The 21,280-nt window shown below is 59.3% G+C and carries 21 protein-coding genes and 1 pseudogene; 14 read left to right on the forward strand and 8 right to left on the reverse strand.

Annotated elements, in window-relative coordinates; translation table 11 throughout:
- Positions 1–24: 24 nt before the first annotated feature.
- From FMN63_RS07585 to rimM, 8 genes and pseudogenes are all read left to right on the forward strand, one after another.
- Positions 25–519 carry a TRAP transporter small permease gene (locus tag FMN63_RS07585; RefSeq protein ID WP_148583345.1) on the forward strand — a complete coding sequence of 165 codons (495 nt, stop codon included), beginning with the start codon at positions 25–27 and terminating at the stop codon, positions 517–519.
- A complete protein-coding gene (locus FMN63_RS07590; RefSeq protein ID WP_148583346.1) occupies positions 516–1,790 on the forward strand; it encodes a TRAP transporter large permease in 1,275 nt (424 codons plus the stop codon). The genes FMN63_RS07585 and FMN63_RS07590 overlap by 4 nt, the downstream gene beginning before the upstream one ends.
- A gap of 9 nt (positions 1,791–1,799) precedes the next feature.
- Complete coding sequence (locus FMN63_RS07595) at positions 1,800–2,672, forward strand: isocitrate lyase/PEP mutase family protein (protein WP_148583347.1); 873 nt, start codon at positions 1,800–1,802, stop codon at positions 2,670–2,672.
- 132 nt (positions 2,673–2,804) lie between these two features.
- The gene (locus tag FMN63_RS07600) at positions 2,805–3,419 is read left to right on the forward strand and encodes an exopolysaccharide biosynthesis protein (protein ID WP_148583348.1); all 615 of its coding nucleotides are present in this window, start codon (positions 2,805–2,807) and stop codon (positions 3,417–3,419) included.
- A 348-nt stretch (positions 3,420–3,767) separates the two neighbouring features.
- Positions 3,768–5,309 (forward strand): signal recognition particle protein, encoded by a 1,542-nt coding sequence (gene ffh, locus FMN63_RS07605; RefSeq protein WP_148583349.1) that lies wholly within the window; start codon positions 3,768–3,770, stop codon positions 5,307–5,309.
- Entirely contained in the window at positions 5,306–5,629 is a 324-nt protein-coding gene (locus FMN63_RS07610) for a chorismate mutase (protein WP_148583350.1), read from the forward strand. The genes ffh and FMN63_RS07610 overlap by 4 nt, the downstream gene beginning before the upstream one ends.
- 19 nt (positions 5,630–5,648) lie before the next feature.
- Positions 5,649–6,047, forward strand: coding sequence for a 30S ribosomal protein S16 (gene rpsP, locus FMN63_RS07615; protein WP_148583351.1), 399 nt, complete (start codon positions 5,649–5,651; stop codon positions 6,045–6,047).
- Between the two features lie 80 nt (positions 6,048–6,127).
- Positions 6,128–6,589: pseudogene (gene rimM / locus FMN63_RS07620) on the forward strand (ribosome maturation factor RimM); the annotation flags it as partial.
- A gap of 11 nt (positions 6,590–6,600) precedes the next feature.
- Here the strand turns inward: rimM and FMN63_RS07625 are convergent.
- Positions 6,601–7,134 (reverse strand): VanZ family protein, encoded by a 534-nt coding sequence (locus FMN63_RS07625; protein WP_148583353.1) that lies wholly within the window; start codon positions 7,132–7,134, stop codon positions 6,601–6,603.
- A 179-nt stretch (positions 7,135–7,313) separates the two neighbouring features.
- Between FMN63_RS07625 and trmD the strand changes: the two genes are divergently transcribed.
- The 5 genes from trmD (at position 7,314) to FMN63_RS07650 (ending at position 13,188) form a co-directional block, all read left to right on the forward strand.
- A complete protein-coding gene (trmD, locus tag FMN63_RS07630; protein ID WP_148583354.1) occupies positions 7,314–8,024 on the forward strand; it encodes a tRNA (guanosine(37)-N1)-methyltransferase TrmD in 711 nt (236 codons plus the stop codon).
- Positions 8,025–8,249: 225 nt separating this feature from the next.
- Entirely contained in the window at positions 8,250–8,720 is a 471-nt protein-coding gene (gene rplS, locus FMN63_RS07635) for a 50S ribosomal protein L19 (RefSeq protein WP_148583355.1), read from the forward strand.
- 305 nt (positions 8,721–9,025) lie between these two features.
- Entirely contained in the window at positions 9,026–10,438 is a 1,413-nt protein-coding gene (leuC, locus tag FMN63_RS07640) for a 3-isopropylmalate dehydratase large subunit (RefSeq protein WP_148583356.1), read from the forward strand.
- A 384-nt stretch (positions 10,439–10,822) separates the two neighbouring features.
- A complete protein-coding gene (locus FMN63_RS07645) occupies positions 10,823–11,380 on the forward strand; it encodes an HNH endonuclease (RefSeq protein WP_006936861.1) in 558 nt (185 codons plus the stop codon).
- Positions 11,381–11,763: 383 nt separating this feature from the next.
- Positions 11,764–13,188 (forward strand): TadE/TadG family type IV pilus assembly protein, encoded by a 1,425-nt coding sequence (locus FMN63_RS07650; protein ID WP_209000999.1) that lies wholly within the window; start codon positions 11,764–11,766, stop codon positions 13,186–13,188.
- Positions 13,189–13,274: 86 nt separating this feature from the next.
- Here the strand turns inward: FMN63_RS07650 and acs are convergent, their stop codons facing one another.
- A complete protein-coding gene (gene acs, locus FMN63_RS07655) occupies positions 13,275–15,212 on the reverse strand; it encodes an acetate--CoA ligase (protein WP_148583357.1) in 1,938 nt (645 codons plus the stop codon).
- Positions 15,213–15,419: 207 nt separating this feature from the next.
- Positions 15,420–15,818 carry a DUF1761 domain-containing protein gene (locus tag FMN63_RS07660; protein WP_148583358.1) on the reverse strand — a complete coding sequence of 133 codons (399 nt, stop codon included), beginning with the start codon at positions 15,816–15,818 and terminating at the stop codon, positions 15,420–15,422.
- A 157-nt stretch (positions 15,819–15,975) separates the two neighbouring features.
- Between FMN63_RS07660 and FMN63_RS07665 the strand changes: the two genes are divergently transcribed.
- Positions 15,976–17,979, forward strand: coding sequence for a vWA domain-containing protein (locus tag FMN63_RS07665; protein ID WP_148583359.1), 2,004 nt, complete (start codon positions 15,976–15,978; stop codon positions 17,977–17,979).
- A 67-nt stretch (positions 17,980–18,046) separates the two neighbouring features.
- Here the strand turns inward: FMN63_RS07665 and FMN63_RS07670 are convergent, their stop codons facing one another.
- The 5 genes from FMN63_RS07670 to FMN63_RS07690 are packed head-to-tail and all read right to left on the reverse strand — an operon-like array spanning position 18,047 to position 21,249.
- Positions 18,047–18,751 carry a hypothetical protein gene (locus FMN63_RS07670; RefSeq protein WP_148583360.1) on the reverse strand — a complete coding sequence of 235 codons (705 nt, stop codon included), beginning with the start codon at positions 18,749–18,751 and terminating at the stop codon, positions 18,047–18,049.
- 21 nt (positions 18,752–18,772) lie between these two features.
- Positions 18,773–19,390: an urease accessory protein UreG gene (gene ureG, locus FMN63_RS07675; protein WP_148583361.1), complete on the reverse strand. Its 618-nt coding sequence runs from the start codon at positions 19,388–19,390 to the stop codon at positions 18,773–18,775.
- Positions 19,387–20,118 (reverse strand): urease accessory protein UreF, encoded by a 732-nt coding sequence (locus tag FMN63_RS07680; RefSeq protein ID WP_148583362.1) that lies wholly within the window; start codon positions 20,116–20,118, stop codon positions 19,387–19,389. The genes ureG and FMN63_RS07680 overlap by 4 nt, the downstream gene beginning before the upstream one ends.
- Positions 20,111–20,647: an urease accessory protein UreE gene (locus FMN63_RS07685; protein WP_148583363.1), complete on the reverse strand. Its 537-nt coding sequence runs from the start codon at positions 20,645–20,647 to the stop codon at positions 20,111–20,113. Before FMN63_RS07685 ends, FMN63_RS07680 begins: the two co-directional genes overlap by 8 nt.
- Positions 20,644–21,249, reverse strand: a complete 606-nt coding sequence (locus FMN63_RS07690; RefSeq protein WP_148583364.1) for a glutathione S-transferase family protein — start codon at positions 21,247–21,249, stop codon at positions 20,644–20,646. Before FMN63_RS07690 ends, FMN63_RS07685 begins: the two co-directional genes overlap by 4 nt.
- Positions 21,250–21,280 lie beyond the last annotated feature (31 nt).

Genomic DNA, 21,280 nt, shown 5'->3' on the forward strand with positions numbered 1-21,280 from the left:
ATTGCTCGATCGACAGTTGGTTTCATGAAAGCCTTCTATTTTGTTCTCCAGGCCTTCGCCTGGATGGCCGCGTTCCTGTTCATCGCCGTGGGCTGCATGCTCACCTATGAAGTGCTGGCGCGGTATCTTTTCATTGCTCCCACCATCTGGGCGTCGGAACTGTCCCAGTTGTGCCTGATGTGGGGAACCATGCTTGCCATGCCCTGGTTGCTTAAGACCGGCCGGCACATCGCGGTTGACGCTGTGACGGACCAGTTGAGCCCGGCCTGGCGCCGCGTTTGTCATGTTCTTGCAATGGGTTTTGTGGCGGTGTTCAGCATTCTGGTCGCCTGGAAGGGCGGCGCGATTTTCTACGATTCCTTCGAACGCGGCCGTACGTCGGGCACCATGCTGGATCTTCCCATGTGGATTTCCGAACTGTCCATTCCCGTCGGTTTCGCGCTTCTGTTCCTGCAGGCTGTACTCGAGCTGGGCCAGAAGCCCAAGTCGGGCGATCATGAAGCGGTGGTTATGGAATGACCACAGTTCTCATTCTCGTCGCTTTGTTCACCTTGTTGCTGATCCGGGTGCCGGTCGCGTTCGCGCTGGGCGGCCTTGGCCTTGCATTGCTTATTCTCGGCGGCTTCTCGCCGCTGATGGCGCCACAGGCGATCCTGTCGACACTCGACGGCTTCATTCTGCTGGCAGTGCCGCTTTTTCTGCTGATGTCGAATATCTTGCTCAAGGGCGGGGTTGGACGGGATCTGTTTGCCGCCGTTCATGCCTGGGTCGGCCATTGGCCGGGCGGTCTGGCTGTCGCGACCATTCTGTCCTGCGCCATCTTCGCCGCCATTTCCGGATCGTCGGTCGCCACGGCAGCCACCATCGGCACGGTTGCGATTCCGGAAATGATCCAGCGCGGCTATGAACGGAAATTCGTCTACGGACTGCTGGCCGCTGGCGGCACGCTTGGCATTCTGATTCCGCCGTCGATCCCGATGATCGTCTATGGCTTCGTTACCGAACAGTCGGTGATCGCGCTGTTCCTGGCGGGCGTTGGTCCGGGCTTGCTGCTCGTGGCGTTTTTCATCGGTTTTTCGATGGTCTACGCCCGTTGGTTCGGCGGCTATACACCGGAACCGGCGTCAAGCTGGGATGAGCGGGTGCGGGCAACGGTGCGGGCTTTTCCCTCGATCCTGCTGGCGATGGTGGTAATAGGCGCGATTTACAGCGGCGCTGCGACACCGACAGAAGCCGCCGCCATCGGTTTTGCCGTGGCGCTTCTGATCACCGGTCCGCTCTTGCGCACGCTCACCTGGCAGGGGCTGAAGGAAGCCGCCTTCGATGCCATGGTGACGACGGTCGCCATCGTGCTGATCATCGCCGGGGCCAAGGTGTTCGGAAAGGCGATCACGCTCTACCGGATTCCGCAGGACATCTCGGTCTTCATCGGACAGACCATCGACACCCCGCTTGCCTTCATCATTGTGGTGTCAGTCGTGCTTCTGATCATGGGGCTGGTGTTCGAGTCGCTGTCCATGGTGCTGATCATGACGCCGGTGCTGTTGCCGGCGGCCATGGCGCTGGGCTTCGATCCGGTCTGGTTCGGCGTCTATATGGTCGTAATGGTGGAATGCGCGCTGATCACACCGCCGGTCGGGCTCAATCTCTATGTCATCCAGTCGGTGGCGCGGTCGAAGCTGTCCGAAGTTTCGCGCGGCGTTTTGCCGTTCCTTGTGCTCATGTTGATTTCGGTCGCCATCCTGTATGTCTGGCCTGATCTCGCACTCTATCTTCCGTTCAAGTTCTGAGGTTTTGTCATGCCGTCACCGGCAGATTTGCTCCGCGCGCTGCTGGAGCAGCCGAAACTCAACGTCATGCCCTGCTGTTACGATGCCCTGTCGGCCAAGCTGATCGAACAGGCCGGGTTCGATCTCACCTTCATGTCCGGCTTTGCCGCTTCCGCATCGCGGATCGGCCAGCCGGATCTGGGGCTGATGTCCTATGGCGAGGTGCTTGATCAGGCGCGCAACATCAGCGATGCCATTCGTATTCCGCTGCTGGCGGACGGTGATACCGGCTATGGCAATGCGATGAACGTGCGCCGCACGGTAACCGGCATGGCCAAGGCTGGCGCCGCGGCCGTGATGATCGAGGATCAGGTCGCTCCGAAGCGCTGCGGCCATACGCCGGGCAAGGCGGTCGTTTCCCGTGAAGAAGCCTTTGACCGGATCCGGGCGGCCCAGGATGCCAAGGAAGCGGGCGCCGACATTCTTATCCTCGCCCGCACCGATGCCCGCCACGAGCATGGTCTTGCCGAGGCAATCGCCCGGGCCGCCAGGTTCAAGGAGCTTGGCGCCGATATCCTGTTCGTCGAAGCGCCCAAAACGGTTGCCGAAATGCGGGAGATCTGCCGGGAACTGCCGGGACCGAAGATGGCCAATATCGTGGAAGGCGGCGAGACGCCGGATCTTTCGCACAAGGATCTTCAGGACATCGGTTACGCCATTGCCGCCTATCCGCTGACCCTGATGGCCAGCGCCATGAAGGCAATGGTGGCAACGCTGCAGGACCTGAAGAGCGATCGGGACCGCACCCCGGATCTCATGGACTTCAAGGAACTGCGTGAGCGTATCGGCTTTAACGACTATTACGAGGTTTCGGCCAAATACGAGACGTCGAAGCGGGACTGAGGACGCCAGCCTTTCCGGAGCCGCGTCTTTGTGACCAACAGCGAAACTTGGCATCGCGCCACTCGGCGTTGGATTTATTTCAAACGGGATGATAGACCCGGCGCGACCGAGAAGCTGTAACGGAAAACTTGAATGCAGGGCGAAAGACGCCGAAGACCTTCGCTGTCGCTCCCGATCCTGCGGACATCACGCGACCAGCACCGGGACGGCACACTGACGCTCGGCAATTTGCTGCTAGCGCTGGGCGAGACGTCGTTCGGCTGGGCGATCGTGCTGTTTTCCCTGCTGACGCTTCTGCCTCTGCCGCCCGGGTCCTCGCTCGTCACCGGCCTGCCGGTGCTCGTCACCACGTTCCAGATGGTGCTTGGGTTTCCTCATGTGAAGTTGCCCGGACCGCTGGCGCGTCTTTCCCTCAATCACAACAAGCTGCGGCGAACGATGGTGCGCCTGCGTCCCGTCACAATGCGGCTGGAGCGCGTGCTGGCCCACCGGTACGAAGGTCTGTTCGCGCGCAAACATGAGCGTTTGCTCGGGCTTGCGTTGTTCGTGATTGCTTTCACATTGTTTCTGCCTGTGCCGCTCAGCGGCTGGTTTCCGGCGGTCGCACTGTTCATTGCCGGTGTCGGCATCGTGGAACGCGACGGCCTTGTGGTCATCTTCGGTCTTCTGCTGGGTCTGGCCGCGGTGCTGCTGACCGCTGCCATCCTGACGTCGATCGCGATCAGCACCCAAGCGCTCATGAGCTGATTGGATAGCCGTTCGCGTGCATGAAGCGCCGAAGCGGGAGGGACCAAAGCCATCATATCGCGGTGGACAGAAAACAAGTGCCGCAGGAAACGGGAATTTCCGCCGCTTCCTTGACTCTTGGCCGCGTTTCGGGCATAGACCCGCGAACTCCATATGAGTGATTGAAATTTCGATCCGCCGACCGGGACCCGTAAAGGTGTAAAGAGATCCCGGAGGTTAACACCCGACAGCGCGTTGCGCCCTCGGGTGTCAAACTGCTTTGCGCGGGTTGATCCGGTTGGAAATGACCGGCGGTTGCCCATATGGTTCGGGAGACTTCCCGAAACCGAGATTATTCAAGGACTACTGATGTTTGAAAGCCTGTCCGATCGATTAAGCGGTATTTTCGACAAGCTCACCGGCCGCGGTGCGCTGTCGGAAAACGACGTCAACGAGGCGCTGCGCGAAATCCGCCGCGCGCTGATCGAGGCCGACGTCGCGCTGCCGATCGTACGGTCCTTCACCGACAAGGTGCGCAATCGCGCCGTCGGTGCCGAGGTGGTCAAGTCCGTGACCCCGGGCCAGATGGTCGTGAAGATCGTTCATGACCAATTGGTCGAGATGCTCGGTGAGGAAGCCCACCCGATCGACCTGAACGCACCGGCACCGGTGGCGATCATGATGGTCGGTCTGCAGGGCTCCGGTAAAACGACCACCACGGCCAAGATTGCCCGCCGCCTGACCCAGCGCGACAAGCGCAAGGTGTTGATGGCATCGCTGGACACCCGCCGTCCGGCCGCACAGGAACAGCTGAAGGTTCTGGGCGAACAGAACGACATCGACACACTTCCGATCGTCGCCGGTCAAGGCCCGGTCGAGATCTCCAAGCGGGCCATGTCCGCCGCCAAACTTGGCGGTTATGACGTGGTCATGCTCGACACCGCCGGCCGTATTCACATCGACGAGCCGCTGATGGTCGAAATGGCGGACGTCAAGGCCGCTGCCCAGCCGCACGAAATCCTGCTGGTCGCCGATAGTTTGACCGGTCAGGACGCCGTCAACCTGGCGCAAAGCTTCGATGAGCGCGTCGGCATCACCGGTATCGCCCTGACCCGTATGGACGGTGACGGCCGTGGCGGCGCGGCGCTCTCCATGCAGGCGGTCACCGGCAAGCCGGTCAAGCTGATCGGTACCGGCGAAAAGTCGGACGCTCTGGAAGACTTCCATCCGCGCCGGATTGCCGACCGCATCCTGGGCATGGGCGACATTGTCTCGCTGGTCGAAAAAGCCTCTGAAGCCATCGACGCGGAACAGGCCGCGAAAATGGCCAAGAAGATGCAGAAGGGTCATTTCGACCTGGAAGATCTCGCCGAGCAATTGCGCCAGATGGAAAAACTGGGTGGCATGTCCGGCATGATGGGCATGTTGCCGGGTGTCGGCAAGATGAAGAAGCAGATCGAGGCATCGAACATCGACGACAAGATGTTCAAGCGCCAGGTCGCCATCATTGAATCCATGACACCTGCCGAACGTCAAAAACCCGAATTGCTCAAGGCCAGCCGCAAGAAGCGTATTGCTGCCGGTTCCGGCATGGATGTGGCCGACGTCAACAAGCTTCTGAAAATGCATCGCCAGATGGCGGACATGATGAAGAAGATGGGCAAGGGCAAAGGCATGCTGGGCAAGCTGATGGGCGGCCTCGGCGGCGGCGGAATGCCGGATGTCGATCCCAAGCAGCTTGAAGAAATGGCCAAGTCCGGCCAGCTGCCGGGCGGTATGGATCTGCCGAAAGGCCTGCCTGGCGGGCTGGGCGGTGGTCTGCCGCCAGGCATGGGTATGCCGGGCCTTCCGGGCCTCGGCGGTCCGAAACTTCCCGGGTTTCCGGGTATGGGCAAGGGCAAGAAACGATGAGCGAAGCAGAGACCAAGCTGGGTGAAAGCCTTGCCTTGAGCGAACTGAAGGCTCTTCGCGCGTCCATCGACAACATCGATGCCGCCCTTGTTCACATGCTCGCCGAACGGTTCAAGTGCACCCAGAAAGTGGGCGTTCTGAAAGCGACCAACGACCTGCCGCCGGCTGATCCGGCGCGGGAGAAAATTCAGATCGAGCGGCTGCGCCAACTTGCCGGCGACGCCAATCTCGATCCTGACTTTGCCGAGAAATTCCTGAACTTCATCGTCAGGGAAGTGATCCGGCACCACGAAGCCATTGCCGCTGAAGCCGGCAACTGAACAAACTGGAGACATAAAAATGGCTACGAAAATTCGCCTGGCACGTGGCGGTTCCAAAAAGCGCCCGTACTACCGCATCGTTATTGCTGACATCCGCTCCCCGCGCGATGGCCGTTTCATTGAAAAGGTCGGTTCCTACGACCCGATGCTGCCGAAGGATTCCGAAAACCGCGTGATCCTGAACGTCGAGCGCATTCAGTATTGGCTGGGCAACGGCGCGAAGCCGACCGACCGCGTGCTTCGTTTCCTGGATGCTGCCGGCCTGCTGAAGCGCGAACCGCGCAACAACCCGAAGAAAGCCGAGCTGGGCACAAAGGCGAAGGAACGCCTGGAAGCAAAGCGTCAGGCTGAAGAAGACGCAGCCGCTGCTGCCGCTGAAGCTGCTGCCGCTCCGGCAGAAGAAGCTGCTGCAGAATAAGCAGATGCGCCAGGCCGCACCGTATTTCGTAGACCAGGGAGCCTTTTGAGATGACGTCCGAGGACGATCAGAAGGTTTTGATGGCCAAGATCGGTGCGGCGCACGGCATTCGCGGGGAAGTGCGGGTCAAGCCCTATGGCGATGACCCGCTTTCCTTTGCCGACTACGGCATTCTGACCACCCGGGACGGCAAACGCTCCTTCGAAGTGGAACGCGCGCGGGTGCAGAAGACGGTTGCGATCACCAAGTTCAAGGGGATCACGGACCGTAACCAGGCAGAAGAGCTGAACGGTATCGATCTATTCATCGACCGCGACCAGCTGCCCGAGCCTGAAGAAGACGAATTCTACTATTCCGACCTGACCGGCCTCGATGTGCTCGACCAGACTGGCGAGACACTCGGGAAAATCATTGCGGTTCAGGATTTTGGGGCCGGCGATCTGCTGGAAGTCCGGCCAAAGCGTGGCCGGAGCTTCTATGTCCCGTTCACGAAAGACTTCGTGCCGGAGATCGATCTGGAAAATGGCCGGGTCAGCGTTTCGCTGCCGGATGACTATTTTTCCGAAGGAACGCCCGAACCCTCGACGGATGCGCCGGACAGGTAACGCGTTGGCACGGGCTGCAGGCCCATCTTGCCCAGATTGAGTTCCTCGCGATCCTCTGACGGAACCTCCTGCCGGACAGCCTGCCGAACCTCGGACCGCTTCAGGGCAATCAGCGCGACGATCAGCGCAACCCCGATCCCATTGGCAAAGGCATCCTGCAGCGACATTTCGTGGTGGGGAAGGAACCCCTGCACAACTTCGCCCGCCAGACCCATGCCGAAGGCAACCACGGCGGAAATGCGCAGCCGGCAGCAGAACAGTGCATGGATGGACAGTGTCAGTAGCGCGAAGAAACCGATATGGATGACTTTGTCGTAGGGGTGGCCGACGCCGGTGTTGAACACGAGACCGGCAAACACGCCGAAGGTCATCAGCGCGAACAGGGGCAGGACACGGCTGAGGGAAATGTCGAGATAGTGACGGTCGACATGAACCTGAATGAAACGGGGAAGCTTGAAACGCAGGACTGGAAACTTTGCCACGATGGTGAACCTGATTGAAATGCTCTTGCCACGATATAGAGCGAGCCTTAATCAGAGCTTTCTTTCCGGCACCTAGCCTGATGAATTCGACAGGTTTTCAGAAAACCGGTAAACAGGCCCTTAACCAACGAGTGGTGTGGGGTGCGCTTATTGGCCAATCAGCGGAACTGACAGGCGTAATGACGTTCAAAGCAACCATTCTGACGCTCTACCCGGACATGTTTCCAGGGCCTTTGGGCCACAGCCTGTCGGGGCGTGCGCTGGACAAGGGACTGTGGCAGCTCGAAACGAGTCAGATCCGCGACTTTGCGACGGATAAACATCGCTCCGTTGATGATACTCCGGCTGGCGGTGGCGCGGGTATGGTGCTCAGAGCCGATATTCTGGCCAAAGCCATCGATGCGGCCGCCCCTGCTGACGATCCGCGTCCGCGGCTCCTGATGAGCCCGCGGGGCGCGCCCTTCACCCAGGGCCGTGCGCATGAACTTGCCGAAGGGCCCGGCGCTGTCATCGTCTGCGGCCGGTTCGAGGGGGTTGACCAGCGGGTGATCGACGCGCGTGGGCTGGAGGAAGTTTCCGTTGGTGACTACATTCTCTCGGGCGGCGAAATCGGTGCATTGACCATGTTGGACGCCATTATCCGGCTGATCCCGGGTGTCATGGGCAACATGGACAGCGCGGAAACCGAAAGCTTCGAAGGCGGTCTGCTGGAACACCCGCAGTATACGCGGCCCGCCGAATTCGAAGGCCTCACCATTCCCGAAGTTCTGACTTCGGGCAATCACCGGAAGATCCACGAGTGGCGCATGGCTGAAGCCGAGCGCCTCACGCGCGAGCGGCGGCCGGATCTCTGGGACGCCTATATGGCGGATGAAGACGACGTGGATTGAAGAATCCGCATGACAGTCGGGCAAATTTCCTGTATACGCGCGCCGAAGCTGGGTGAAGTTGTGTCTTTTCCTTGGAAAGACCTGCGCTCTGAACCGGGGCCGAAAGGGTCCAGTGGAACAGAACATCCTGGCTGACAAGCAACATGGCCCAAAGTCGGTGAACCCGTTTCCGGCCAAAACCGGATAACGCTCTGACCGCTTTGTAATTCAAAAGGGAAATATGCCATGAACATCATCGAGCAGCTCAATGCTGAGGAAATGGCGAAAATCGAAGAGCAGCGCAAGCTGCCGGAATTTTCTCCGGGTGATACCGTTCGCGTCAACGTGAGGGTCACCGAAGGTACTCGTACCCGTACCCAGGCTTACGAAGGTGTGTGCATTGCCCGTTCCGGCGGCGGCATCAACGAGAGCTTCACGGTTCGCAAGATTTCTTACGGTGAAGGCGTCGAGCGTGTCTTCCCGATCTACTCCCCGATGCTGGAAGGCGTTGAAGTGGTTCGCCGCGGTAAGGTCCGTCGTGCGAAGCTCTACTACCTGCGCGACCGTCGCGGCAAGTCTGCCCGTATCGTGGAAAACACCAACGCTCGCTCCAAGCGCCTCAACGAAGAAGTGCGTGCGGAAGTGGTTGCCGCCAAGGCTGCCGCTGCAGAAGCCAAGGCTGCTGCCAAGGAAGCTGCAGAGAACGCAGCCGAATAAGCCGGCCCGGCAAGATGTTTCGAAAAGGCGGTCCTTCGGGCCGCCTTTTTTTGTATTGGCACGAACGCCGGACGCTTCCTGAGGCAAATCGAGGGCTTTGTGGCCCGTTCCACAGGTGGCGGTCAATCTGAGTTGAATTCAGCTCAACTCGGAGCTCTTGACCTTCAGGCGGCGCTGCGTCATTCACTAGCTACGATAAACGAGGATAGACCCTTGCGGCTGGACGCGCCGCGACGGGCATCACCGGGCACTTCGCAAACTTTTGACTGTTTGACCGTTTGCTCGGATGGACCGAGGAGAGACCCATGGCCAAGGCACGGACGCTTTACGACAAGATCTGGGACGACCACGTGGTCGACATGCAGCCGGACGGAACCGGCCTGCTCTACATCGACCGCCATCTGGTGCACGAAGTCACCAGCCCGCAGGCTTTCGAAGGCCTGCGCATGGCCGGACGCAAGGTGCGTCAGCCGCTAAAGACGCTTGCCGTTGTCGACCACAACGTTCCAACCACCGACCGCCGCCATGGCATCGACGATCCGGAATCGGCGCTGCAGGTCAACACGCTGGCCAAGAACGCTGCCGAATTCGGGATCGAATATTACTCCGAACTCGACCTGCGCCAGGGTGTCGTGCACATCGTTGGTCCTGAGCAAGGTTTCACCCTGCCCGGCATGACCATTGTCTGTGGTGACAGCCACACCTCCACCCACGGCGCTTTCGGCTCCCTGGCTCATGGCATCGGCACGTCCGAAGTGGAACACGTTCTGGCCACCCAGACGCTGATCCAGAAGAAAGCCAAGAACATGCTGGTGAAGGTCGAGGGCAAGATCCCGGCCGGCGTCACCGCGAAGGACATCGTTCTGGCCATCATCGGCAAGATCGGCACCGCTGGCGGTACCGGCTATGTGATCGAATATGCCGGCGAAGCCATTCGCGCCCTGTCGATGGAAGGCCGGATGACGGTCTGCAACATGTCTATCGAGGCTGGCGCACGTGCAGGCCTGATCGCACCGGACGAAACCACCTTCAAGTACATCGAAGGCCGCCCGAAGGCGCCGAAGGGCGAAGCCTGGGATATGGCTCTTGACTACTGGAAGACCCTGCATTCGGATGCAGATGCCTATTTCGACAAGGTGATCGAGCTGGACGCCGCCAACCTGCCGCCGATCGTTTCCTGGGGGTCATCTCCGGAAGACGTCATTTCGGTGGAAGGCGTCGTGCCGGATCCGGCTGAAATCGAAGATGAAAACCGCCGCGATTCCAAGAAACGCGCCCTTGAATACATGGGGCTCGAGCCGGGAACGAAGATCACGGACATCAAGATCGACCGTGCCTTCATCGGTTCGTGCACCAACGGCCGCATCGAAGACCTGCGTGCTGCGGCTGCCGTCATCGGCAATCACAAGGTGGCATCGAGCGTCAGCGCCATGGTCGTTCCGGGCTCTGGCCTGGTGAAGGAACAGGCCGAGGAAGAAGGTCTGGACGTCATCTTCAAGGAAGCCGGATTTGAATGGCGCGAGCCGGGCTGCTCCATGTGCCTTGCCATGAACGCTGACAAGCTGAAGCCGGGCGAGCGCTGCGCATCGACGTCCAACCGCAATTTTGAAGGCCGTCAGGGCCACAAGGGCCGGACCCATCTGGTTTCACCGGCCATGGCGGCTGCGGCGGCAATTGCCGGGCATTTCGTCGATATTCGCGAGTGGACATCGAATTGATTCGACCGCATTTCGGTTCGTGAGAAAGGGCGCCGCAAGGCGCCCTTTTTTCTTCTGCGGATAAAACAGTCACAATGACGCAGGGGATTTTTCTTTTGCGTAAATAATTCATGGAGTTAAGAAAAATCGTTTGCCGGGTCTCATCTCACGGCTACGGCATTCAGAAATGATTTTCCCGGGCTTCACAAGACTGTCACCTCGGCACTACAATACTCTCGTCACAAAAGGACATGTTCCGCTGTCCATTTGCCCGGATCACGGACATTCCGACAGGTCAACGCGCTGTCAGTTGGCACCTGATTGCTGGAAGTTGATCTAACGTAAGTTGTTAGAGCAACGCATCCCTGTCTGGTTGCGGTGTGCTCTGGGAATGAGGAGCGGAAGGTGACGATAGCGGTTTCGTCGGGCGCCCATCCGGCGTTGGTGCTCAATGCGGATTACCGGCCGTTGAGCTACTACCCCCTGTCTTTGTGGAGTTGGCAGGATACGATCAAGGCTGTGTTTCTGGACCGGGTCAACATCGTCGCGGAATACGATGCGGCAGTTCGAAGTCCGAGCTTCGAGTTCCGATTACCCAGTGTGGTCTCGCTCAAGACCTTCGTGAAACCCAGCCGATACCCTGCCTTTACCCGATTTAACGTTTTTCTCCGCGACAAATTCCAGTGTCAGTATTGCGGCTCCAAGGATGAGCTGACCTTCGACCACCTTGTCCCTCGTTCCAAAGGCGGTCTGACCACCTGGGACAATGTCATCACCGCGTGCTCCCCCTGCAATCTGCGCAAATCCAACAAGTCCTGCCAACAGCTGAACATGTGGCCGATGCACATGCCGTTCCAGCCGACCATTCAGGACCTGCACAACAATGGCCGCGGTTTTCCGCCCAACTACCTTCACGACAGCTGGCTGGACTTCCTGTACTGGGACACCGAGTTGGAACCATAGGCGCGGACCTCAAAACGAGTGTTCCCGCGGATCTAAGATCTGAGGCCGTGACGATCCAACCTGAGATCTTCAGACGCGCTTTCGCGGCCAGACGTCTGTCTCAAGGCAGAAGAACGCGTTCACCCGCTCAAGCCAGGGAAACGGGTTTCAGGCGGTTTTGAAGAGAGACTGCGCAAGATCTTCGCCTTGGTATCTATTGTCCGGAACATGCGCCAGCCGGACCTGTGTCGAATTCGGCCTGCGACCCATCCACGCGCCACGGAGCGGGGCGTTTTTCTTTCCAATTGGTTTACCAAACGGAAGATACCCCCTGCTTTCTACATGCAGTTTAAGGAATTAGGTACTTTTCTACATTAACTGTCTCAGAAAATTACGAGGCAGCAATGCAGTATTTCAGGCGTCTCATTGGTCGGCCCCTGCTCACAGAGCTTGCCGGCGATCGCAAAGCATCGATTTTGCCAGTTTTCGGTATCATGGTCATCCTGATCGTGGTGATCGCCGGGATCAGCATCGACGTGTCCAGAACGGTGAACGCGCGCGAGAAGCTGTCTTTCGCCATTGATGCGGCGGCGCTTTCCGTGGCGGCGGATCTGTCGACCAGCGTCATGAGCGACAAGCAGATCACGGACGCCCTTGCAGACTCCTTCAAGGCTAACCTCGCAGGTGTCGAATTCCTAGACGAGGCAGTCAAGAATCTCGACTTTGTCGTTGATCCTGAAAATGGCACCATCAAGGTGTCGTCCTTCGCGACGCTCGACAACTATTTCATCGACATGGGCGGATACGGCAAGAAGGCTCTCGGGCCCGAAACGTTCAGTTTTGGAACGAGCTCCCAGGTTACCTATTCGCGGTTCGACGTTGAACTGGCCCTCGTCGTCGACGTCACCGGCTCCATGCGCAACGACATGCAAACGCTGCGCGATGCGTCCGAAGGTCTGGTGAACATCCTCATCCCGGAGGAGACGAAAGAAACGGACAGCAAGGTCCGCATTTCCCTCATCCCCTACAGCCAGGGGGTCAATCTGGGCAGTTACGCCGAGAAGGTGAAAGGGGGTGTCTGGGGATATGGGGACGGCAGCGTATGTGTGACCGAACGTCAGGACTACGACGACGGCGAGGATATCTACAAAGTTCGCTACACGGACAAGCCTTACAATTATTACGTCAAGACCAATCCGCCGCCGCAGGACGTTTTTTATGGCGGTGGCAGCAATAAATGTTCCAGCACGTCGAAGATGATCCCGCTGACGTCGGAGCGCGATACGTTGCTCGATGCGATTGCGGCTCTGGATGATAATGGCGGTACGGCTGGCCAGACCGGCGTGGTCTGGGGCTGGAACAGTATCTCTCCGAATTATTCGGACGTGTGGCCTCTGGCGAGCAAGCCGGAACCTTACGACAACGATGATGTGCTCAAGTTTGCGATCATCATGACCGATGGCGATAACAACCGTTACTACGAGTTTGTGAAGGAACAGGAAGAATGTGACTGGGTCTATTCGAGACGGTACGGCTGGCAGTGGACATGCGAGATGGTTCCCATCAATCGGTGGCTGGAACGCAGCGAAGGCGAGAGCTACAACAATAATTCCTCAAAAGCTCAGCGTGCGCTTTGCCAGAATATGAAGGACGAGGGAATTTCCATTTTCGGCGTCTATTTCGGGTCCAAAGACACGTCGGCCGGTTCCAAAAATATGCAGTCCTGCGCCAGCCCGGGCAATTACTACAAGGCAACGAGTTCCGACGAACTGATCAACGCCTTTGCCAATATCGCCAAGAAGATCCAACAGATCTACGTTTCCAGATAGCAGGATCCATCCGGAACCTGAATGGCAAACTGAAAAAGGCTCGCCGGTTGGCGAGCCTTTTGCGTTGTTGTTGCAGACCGTGCCGGTCAGTCGCGGTTCTGGCGATTGTCGATCAGGTCGTCGACAACGGTCGGATCGGCCAGGGTCGAAGTATCGCCGAGGCTGTCGAAGCTGTCTTCGGCAATCTTGCGCAGGATGCGGCGCATGATCTTGCCCGAGCGGGTCTTGGGCAGGCCGGGCGCAAACTGGATCAGATCAGGCGAAGCGATGGGCCCGATTTCCGAGCGCACGTGCTTGACCAGCTCCTTCTTCAATTCGTCGGTCGGTTCCTCACCCTCCATCAGCGTGACATAGGCATAGATGCCCTGCCCCTTGATGTCGTGCGGATAGCCCACGACGGCGGCTTCGGAAACCTTCGGATGCGCAACCAGCGCACTCTCGACTTCCGCCGTACCCATTCGGTGTCCGGAAACGTTGATGACGTCATCGACGCGGCCGGTGATCCAGTAGTAGCCATCTTCGTCACGACGGCAGCCGTCACCCGTGAAATACAGGCCCTTGTAGGTGGCAAAATAGGTCTGGACGAAGCGTTCATGGTCGCCATAGACGGTACGCATCTGGCCGGGCCAGCTATCCTTGATGACCAGATTGCCTTCCGTCGCACCTTCCAGGAAATTGCCATCCGCGTCGACAATTGCCGGCTGGACGCCAAAGAACGGCCGGGTGGCCGAGCCCGGTTTCAGGTCGGTTGCACCCGGAAGCGGAGTGATCAGGATGCCACCGGTTTCCGTCTGCCACCAGGTGTCGACAATCGGGCAGCGCTTCTCGCCAACCACGTTGTAGTACCAGCTCCAGGCTTCCGGATTGATCGGCTCGCCGACGGACCCCAGAAGACGCAGCGATTTGCGCGAGGTCTTGGTGACATGCTCGTCGCCGGCGCCCATCAGGGCACGGATAGCGGTCGGGGCTGTGTAGAAGATGTTGACGTTGTGCTTGTCGCACACTTCCCAGAAGCGGCCTGGTCCTGGATAGGTCGGCACACCTTCGAACATCAGCGTGGTGGCGCCATTGGCAAGCGGACCGTAAACGATGTAGCTGTGGCCGGTGACCCAGCCCACATCCGCCGTGCACCAATAGACATCGCCTTCGTGATAGTCGAAGACATATTCGTGGGTCATGGAGGCATAGACCAGATAGCCGCCGGAGGTGTGCATCACGCCCTTCGGCTTGCCGGTCGACCCGGAGGTGTAAAGGATGAACAGCGGATCTTCCGCATTCATTTCCACCGGAGCGCAGTGATCGGACACCCGGTCTGCTTCGTCATGATACCAGACGTCGCGACCGGCCTGCATGGACACGTCACCGCCGGTGCGCTTGACCACGATCACGCTTTTCACCGGTGCTTTTTCGGCGGCCTTGTCGACGTTGGCCTTCAGCGGCACCTTACGGCCGCCGCGCAGCCCCTCGTCTGCAGTAATCACGCAGTCCGAGGCGCAATCCTCGATCCGCTGGGCCAGACTGTCCGGCGAGAAGCCACCGAAGACAATGGAATGCACCGCGCCAATGCGCGCACAAGCCAGCATCGCGTAGGCAGCTTCCGGGATCATCGGCATATAAATCGTAACGCGGTCGCCTTTCTTGACGCCCTGGCCGTGCAGCACGTTGGCGAACTTGTTCACCTCGTGGTGCAATTCCTTGTAGGTGATGACCTTTTGCTCGTTCGGATCGTCACCTTCCCAGATAATCGCTGGCTGATCGCCGCGTTTTTCGAGATGGCGGTCAACACAGTTGGCTGAAACGTTGAGCGTTCCGTCCTCGAACCATTTGATCGAAACGTTGTGATAGTCGTAGGAGGTGTTCTTCACCTTGGTGAAGGGCTTGATCCAGTCGACCCGCTTGCCATGCTCACCCCAGAAGCCCTCCGGGTCTTCCACGGACCGCTGATACATTTCCAGATATTTGGCATTGTCGACATGCGCCCGCGCGGAAACTTCCGCGGGAACGGGAAAGACGGACTCAGTCATGTGAAACCTCCCAGTAAGCACAATTGGACCGGCGGTAAGTGAAAACTCCTTTCCGCGGCCTTGTTTTGCTGGGGCCATTATGCTCATGGCCCCATCGAGCGTCCAGAACCTAGACTTGGTACTTTAGTCGGCGAGTCTTTGGTCTATGGCAAGGCCTAAGACCTTCAAATTCGTACGGATTTACCCGTATATTGAGGGCGATGGCGGTCAAGTCAGCCACCCAATCACGATGCCCTGAACAAGCAGAACCCCGAGCCAATGTCCGCCATCGATCAGCGTCAGATTCCAGGACAGACCCTGGAAACGGTGATTGACAATTTGCGTGGTCATGACGATGCCGACCCAGATCATGAGTGCGGAGATGATCCCATTTCTGATGTCGGCTCCGCCGCTGTGGTAGATGACGCCGGCGAAGACGAAGGCCATGATGATCTGGCAGAAAAAGGCCGTTGCCAGAACAACGGGCCGCGGCCGGGTCTTTTCCTTTGTCAGGCCGGCGGCCTTCATCCAGGCGTTACCCAGGGTGCCGTACCAGAGCGACCCGAACAGGAATGACACAATGGCGGCCACGGCAACCGCAATCAGGTTGATACCGTCGAACATCATTGCAGGTCTCCCAGCGTCACTTTTTTCTTGGCAATTCTGTCTAGTTGCGACTTTTATCACACTTCGAGATGGCAAGAGTTTCTAAATTCGGCCCGTCTCGCCTATCTCCTTTCCGGACAAGGCTTTTTCTAAAAACTTTATAGGAGCCCATGGTTTCATGCTGTTTTCTAAGCAACCTGTGTTTCGATTACTGGGGGCCGCTCTCATTGGCGGCGCAATGGTCATGTCGCCTGCCAGGGCACAGACGGATACACCCCCGGATCTTTTGTTCGTCCTGGATTCTTCCAATTCCATGTGGGGCCAGATCGACGGCATCGCCAAGGCGGAAATTGCCCGGTCCGCGTTCGAAGGTTTTGTCAGCGAACTTCCCGATGGCACAAGGGCCGGTGTGATGGCCTACGGCCACCGCCGCAAGGCCGACTGCAGCGATGTCGAAACGGTGGTGCCGGTGAGCGAGCTGGACCGCGCCAAACTGGTGGAGAGCGTCAAGGCGCTCACGCCGCGCGGCAAGACACCGATCACTGAAACTCTGCGCCAGGCGGCCGACCTTCTCGCACAGACCGACCGTCCGGGACGGCTCATCCTGATTTCCGACGGCATCGAAACTTGCGGCGGCGACCCTTGTGCCCTCGCCGAGGCGCTCGCCAAGTCCGGTGTCGATTTCAAGGCCCATGTGATCGGCTTCGACATCGCCTCCAAGTCGGATCAGGCCAAGATCGCCTGTATCGCGCATCTGACGGGCGGCACCTACTGGAACGCCAGGGATGCGGATGGTTTGACCGAAGCGCTCAAGGAAAGTGTTGCCGCAGTGGAGGAAAAAGCGCCGCTGCCGGTAACCGTGTTGACGGCGGCCGACAAGGAAAGCGGCCAGCCCATTGACGGCCCCGTGCGGTGGACGGTATCGCGCGTCGATGACGAGACCGTGGTGGCTTCCGGCATGACCGGCGGCAGCGTCGAGGTCGAACTGGAGCCGGGATCCTACGTGGTCGGTGCCGAACTCGACGAAAAGGCCGGCGGTGCAACACTTGAAGTGTCCGACAAGGGTGGTCAGCAGACCGTTCTTCTGGATGGCAATCTTCCCGAGGCAAGTGTCACGCCTGCATCCACTGAGGCGCCTGCGACCTCGCTGCTGGATGTTGCTTTCGACGGCCCCGGTCTCGACGGTGACTTCCTGCGCGTGGTCACTCCGGACGGAAATCGGCTGGAACGGGACTTGTGGGTCTATGTCAAGGACGGCAATCCAGCCAAATTGGCACTGCCGACCCAGCCGGGCGATTATGAAGTCGTCTATGTCTGGACTAAAGCTGGCGAGCGGGTTCTGGCCAAGGCCCCGATCAAGGTGACCGAAGTTCAGGCAACCCTGACCTTTGCCGCCGAAGTGGCTGCCGGAAAGCCGGTCGAGATCGCCTTTGACGGCCCCAACGGGACTGAAGACTGGATTGGCATCGTTCCGAAGGATGGCACCGTCGACGATTATCAGGGCCGCTGGAAAGGCACTGTAGATGGGTCTCCTGTCACCCTTCAGGCCCCGAGCGAAGCCGGCAGCTATGACGTTATCTATGTCACCGGTATCGATCAGACCGTCCTGACACGGCAACCGCTCACCGTTGGCGAAAGTGGTGCCACCTTGCAGGCCGACAGCACAGTGGAAGCCAGCGGCAGACTGAACGTGACCTGGAGTGGCCCGAAGGCGCCGGACGACTGGATCGGCATCGCGCCGGTCGGCTCGGACGTTTCAGCCTATGTCACCTACGAACGGCCGGAGGGCGACAGCGTGTCGATCATCGCGCCACTGGCCCGGGATACCTATGAGCTGCGCTATATTCTCTCGACCCCCGACGGGTCGAAGATCCTCGCCAGCCAACCGTTGCAGGTCATCGACCCCGAGGTAACGCTGGAAGGTCCGCCCGAAGTTTCGGCTGCTACCTATGTCAGCGTGAAGGCGAGCGGTCCGGCCAACGGCAGCAACTTCATCGGTTTTGCCGAGCCGTCACAGGATGCGTGGAGCACGGCGCCTGGGGCCTGGGAGATCGCGGACAACATCTCCAACGGTGCTGTGGAGGTGCGGACACCGGAAGAACCGGGCACCTACGAGCTGCGCTTCGTCCTGTCGGCGGGTGATGCGGAGATTGTTGCGCGGCAGAGCGTGACGGTGAAATAGCGCCGCCAGTCCTCAACGAAGATCGAAGCCTGCTGCATAAATGTGGCGGGCTTCGTCCTGTCCGGAGCTACTGTTTCAGCCAGACGGAAAGCTGCCCGCAAGGTTCGAAACCGAGCTGCCGATAGACCGGAAGCACGTTTGCGTCTTTTTCGTAGGTGCACAGCTGCTGGTTCGGGAAAGGTTCCAGAAGATCGTGCAGGGCGCTGTAGAGCCAGGTCTTGCGGCAGAAGATGTTGGAAATTCCCAGCACGTCCTTGCCGTCCAATTTTGGCCCTTTGTTGAAAACCGCACCCGCCTTGACCGTGCCGTCCTTCACGATTGCGGCGAAATCGATGGTTTTTCGTTCCAGAAGCCTGAGAGGGAAAACGGAATGCAGGCTTTCGTTGCTGTTCCAGCCGGCCAGCCATTTCCTGAAGCTGTCCGAAGTTGCCACCTTGTGCCAGTGGGAACTGACCGGGGCGCGTCTGGAACTTGCCGGCGGACGGAACAGCCACGTGCCGGAAAAAAGCTTCTGAAAGCCGGAGGGTGCCAGATCCAGAGTGTCGAAACTGTCCTTCACCCCGGCTCCCGCCGGCACGTCGGGCAGTGCGGTAAAAAAATCGGCCCCCGGCTTTGGCGAAAGGGTGACGAGGCTCGGATAAAGCGGCAGGGTTTTGTCCCGCGCGCACCAGAACCCTGCATGAAATTCGGTCTTCGCACCTGCGGATTTCAGCACCGCATCGCACCAGAGCGCATTGTTTTGCGCGCAGGCTTCCTGTCTGCCAGCGATCATGCGGCCATCAACATCGAAGATTTACCCGTCAAGCCCACCCTTATGGACGATGAAGTCTACCACGGATTCGATGCCCTCACCCGCCTTTGTATTGGCGAAGACAAATGGCCGGTCCTTGCGCATTTTTTTCGCGTCGCGGTCCATGACTTCCAGGTTGACGCCGACATAGGGCGCCAGGTCGGTCTTGTTGATGATCAGAAGATCGGAACGCGTGATGCCCGGGCCGCCCTTGCGTGGAATTTCCTCACCGGCAGCAACGTCAATCACATAGATCGTCAGATCGGCGAGCTCCGGAGAGAAGGTTGCGGCGAGATTGTCACCGCCGGATTCGATCAGGATCAGGTCGAGATCCGGGATGCTTTCGGTCAGGTCGGCCACCGCTGCCAGATTGATGGAGGCGTCTTCACGGATTGCGGTGTGTGGGCAACCGCCGGTCTCGACACCGCGAATGCGGTCGCTGGTCAGCGCTTGCGAGCGCATCAGGGCCTCGGCGTCCTCGCTCGTGTAGATGTCGTTGGTGATGACGGCGAGCGAGTAGCGGTCGCGCATGGCCTTGCACAGCTTGTCGGTCAACGTGGTCTTGCCGGAACCGACGGGACCGCCAATGCCGACGCGCAAGGGACCGTTTTGGGAAGTCATGAACGAAACAACCTCGAATATTGGGTTTCATGTGCCATGGAGGCAATATCTGCAAGAAAGGTGGAGGTGCCGAGATCCTCAAGACCTGCCGTCTCGGCGTCTTCCGCGATTTCGAAGATCACCGGTTCCAGGCCCGCCAGCACTTTCTGGCCGTCACTCTGGCCAAGGGGGACAACCCGCACGGCGACGGAAATCAGATTGGCGGCGAAAGCATGCAGAAAACAATGGAGCGCGGCATCCACCGGTAATCCGTGCGCCGCAGCGGCAAGTCCCAGCACCACGGGATAGGGCCAGGACGTGATTTCTTCTGCTGAGAAGTCGTGAAACAGCTGAGCGGCCCGGGTCTCTGCTGACGGCATCCAGCTGTTGCAAATGGCCCTGAAAAAGGCGCTGCCCTGGGCGCTTGATTCCAGGTGCCGTTCCCTGGAGGGCTGCAAGGCCAGACCCAGGTCCCGCAGCTCGGTAACAGTGTTTCTGTCTCCCGCGAGGGCCGCCCCGTGGGTTTCCTTCATAAGGATGGCGTCGCTTCTTCCAGCGCCAAAGCGGAGGATTTCGCGCAGCCAGACATCAAGGTCCTGTGCGTTTGTCACCCCGCCCTGCTCGATCACCTGTTCCAGCCCGTGGCTGTAGGTAAAGGCGCCGATGGGAAAGGCCGGCGACAGAAAGGCCTGCAGCCGGTAAAGCGCCTGGGGCGACAGGGGTAATCGGGGCGTTGAGGGCTCAGTCATGGGAATGCCCGGACCCATGGTCGTGACTATGATCGTGGCTGTGCCCGTGCTGATGGTCGTGCGAATGCCCGTGACCATGATCATGTCCGTGGGTGCGGCCGTGGCCGTAGGCACCGCCTTCCGGATCGAAGGGGGCGGACAGCTCGGTCAGCCGGCCACCGAGCTTTTCCACCATGTCTTCAATGACATGGTCCCGCCGGATCCGCAGGGTCTCGCCCATGAGCTGCGTCGGCAGATGCCGGTTGCCCAGATGCCAGGCGATCTTTACCAGATGGGCCGCGTCGTCGGCATGAATTTCGACCAGCTCTTCCGGCTCGGCAAGAACCTCAACGATCCGGCCGTCTTCAAGCTCAAGACCGTCGCCGTGGCGCAGATGGATAGCCACAGGTTCGTCCAGCAGAACGGTCAAGCCGTCCGCCCCGGTGAGGACAGCCCTGCGCCGGTAGCGGTCTTCCCGGTCAAGCGTGACCTTGTCGAGGGCCTGGCCGTTCCATGAACCTGCGTTGTGGATCTTCGCGACGCGGATCATGCTGCCTCCGCAACTTTTGCCATTGTCGCGAGGAAGGCCGGGCGTTCCTTCAGACGTTTGAAATAGGCGCAGACAGGCCCCTCGTTCGGCAATTCGAACTTGGCATTGCTGGCCCAGCCAAGGCAGCTTCCCAGAAGAATATCGGCAATCGTAAAGGTGTCGCCCATCGCGTAGGGTCCATCCCCGAGCCGCTGCTCCAGTGTTTTGAGCCCCTGTGCGAATTCCATTCGGCAAACGTCCTTGATTGCCGGTACCCGGATTTCCTCCGGGAGGATGAAACTGTTCTTGGCCGCCGTCCAGAGCGCGCCTTCAAGGACATCAACTCCGAACTGGGTGAAACTGTCCTGCCGGGCGCGTTCGATGGTTCCGGCCGGAAAGGTGAACCGGCCATGTTTGTCGGCCAGATAGGCGCAAATGGCGATGGACTCGGTCAGCACCTCGTCTCCGACAATCAGCACAGGCACCTTGCCGGTCGGGTTCAGCGCCTTGACGGTGTCCGTTTGCGGAAAGGCCGGATCGAGCTCATATGTCTCCCCCAATTCTTCCAGCAACCAGATCACCCGCATGGCCCGTGAGCGCGGATATCCGACGATTTTGTACATGTCTTTCCTCTTCCGAACGGGTTTGTCCGGT

Source organism: Stappia sp. BW2, from assembly GCF_008107695.1.
Lineage (GTDB): Bacteria > Pseudomonadota > Alphaproteobacteria > Rhizobiales > Stappiaceae > Roseibium.

What these genes read in the sequence shown, in the direction of transcription:
- FMN63_RS07585 (WP_148583345.1), top strand. Translation starts at nt 25, where the DNA reads ATGAAAGCCTTCTATTTTGTTCTCCAGGCCTTCGCCTGGATGGCCGCG.
- FMN63_RS07590 (WP_148583346.1), top strand. Translation starts at nt 516, where the DNA reads ATGACCACAGTTCTCATTCTCGTCGCTTTGTTCACCTTGTTGCTGATC.
- FMN63_RS07595 (WP_148583347.1), top strand. Translation starts at nt 1,800, where the DNA reads ATGCCGTCACCGGCAGATTTGCTCCGCGCGCTGCTGGAGCAGCCGAAA.
- FMN63_RS07600 (WP_148583348.1), top strand. Translation starts at nt 2,805, where the DNA reads ATGCAGGGCGAAAGACGCCGAAGACCTTCGCTGTCGCTCCCGATCCTG.
- ffh (WP_148583349.1), top strand. Translation starts at nt 3,768, where the DNA reads ATGTTTGAAAGCCTGTCCGATCGATTAAGCGGTATTTTCGACAAGCTC.
- FMN63_RS07610 (WP_148583350.1), top strand. Translation starts at nt 5,306, where the DNA reads ATGAGCGAAGCAGAGACCAAGCTGGGTGAAAGCCTTGCCTTGAGCGAA.
- rpsP (WP_148583351.1), top strand. Translation starts at nt 5,649, where the DNA reads ATGGCTACGAAAATTCGCCTGGCACGTGGCGGTTCCAAAAAGCGCCCG.
- trmD (WP_148583354.1), top strand. Translation starts at nt 7,314, where the DNA reads ATGACGTTCAAAGCAACCATTCTGACGCTCTACCCGGACATGTTTCCA.
- rplS (WP_148583355.1), top strand. Translation starts at nt 8,250, where the DNA reads ATGAACATCATCGAGCAGCTCAATGCTGAGGAAATGGCGAAAATCGAA.
- leuC (WP_148583356.1), top strand. Translation starts at nt 9,026, where the DNA reads ATGGCCAAGGCACGGACGCTTTACGACAAGATCTGGGACGACCACGTG.
- FMN63_RS07650 (WP_209000999.1), top strand. Translation starts at nt 11,764, where the DNA reads ATGCAGTATTTCAGGCGTCTCATTGGTCGGCCCCTGCTCACAGAGCTT.
- acs (WP_148583357.1), bottom strand. Translation starts at nt 15,212, where the DNA reads ATGACTGAGTCCGTCTTTCCCGTTCCCGCGGAAGTTTCCGCGCGGGCG.
- FMN63_RS07660 (WP_148583358.1), bottom strand. Translation starts at nt 15,818, where the DNA reads ATGATGTTCGACGGTATCAACCTGATTGCGGTTGCCGTGGCCGCCATT.
- FMN63_RS07665 (WP_148583359.1), top strand. Translation starts at nt 15,976, where the DNA reads ATGCTGTTTTCTAAGCAACCTGTGTTTCGATTACTGGGGGCCGCTCTC.
- FMN63_RS07670 (WP_148583360.1), bottom strand. Translation starts at nt 18,751, where the DNA reads ATGATCGCTGGCAGACAGGAAGCCTGCGCGCAAAACAATGCGCTCTGG.
- ureG (WP_148583361.1), bottom strand. Translation starts at nt 19,390, where the DNA reads ATGACTTCCCAAAACGGTCCCTTGCGCGTCGGCATTGGCGGTCCCGTC.
- FMN63_RS07680 (WP_148583362.1), bottom strand. Translation starts at nt 20,118, where the DNA reads ATGACTGAGCCCTCAACGCCCCGATTACCCCTGTCGCCCCAGGCGCTT.
- FMN63_RS07685 (WP_148583363.1), bottom strand. Translation starts at nt 20,647, where the DNA reads ATGATCCGCGTCGCGAAGATCCACAACGCAGGTTCATGGAACGGCCAG.
- FMN63_RS07690 (WP_148583364.1), bottom strand. Translation starts at nt 21,249, where the DNA reads ATGTACAAAATCGTCGGATATCCGCGCTCACGGGCCATGCGGGTGATC.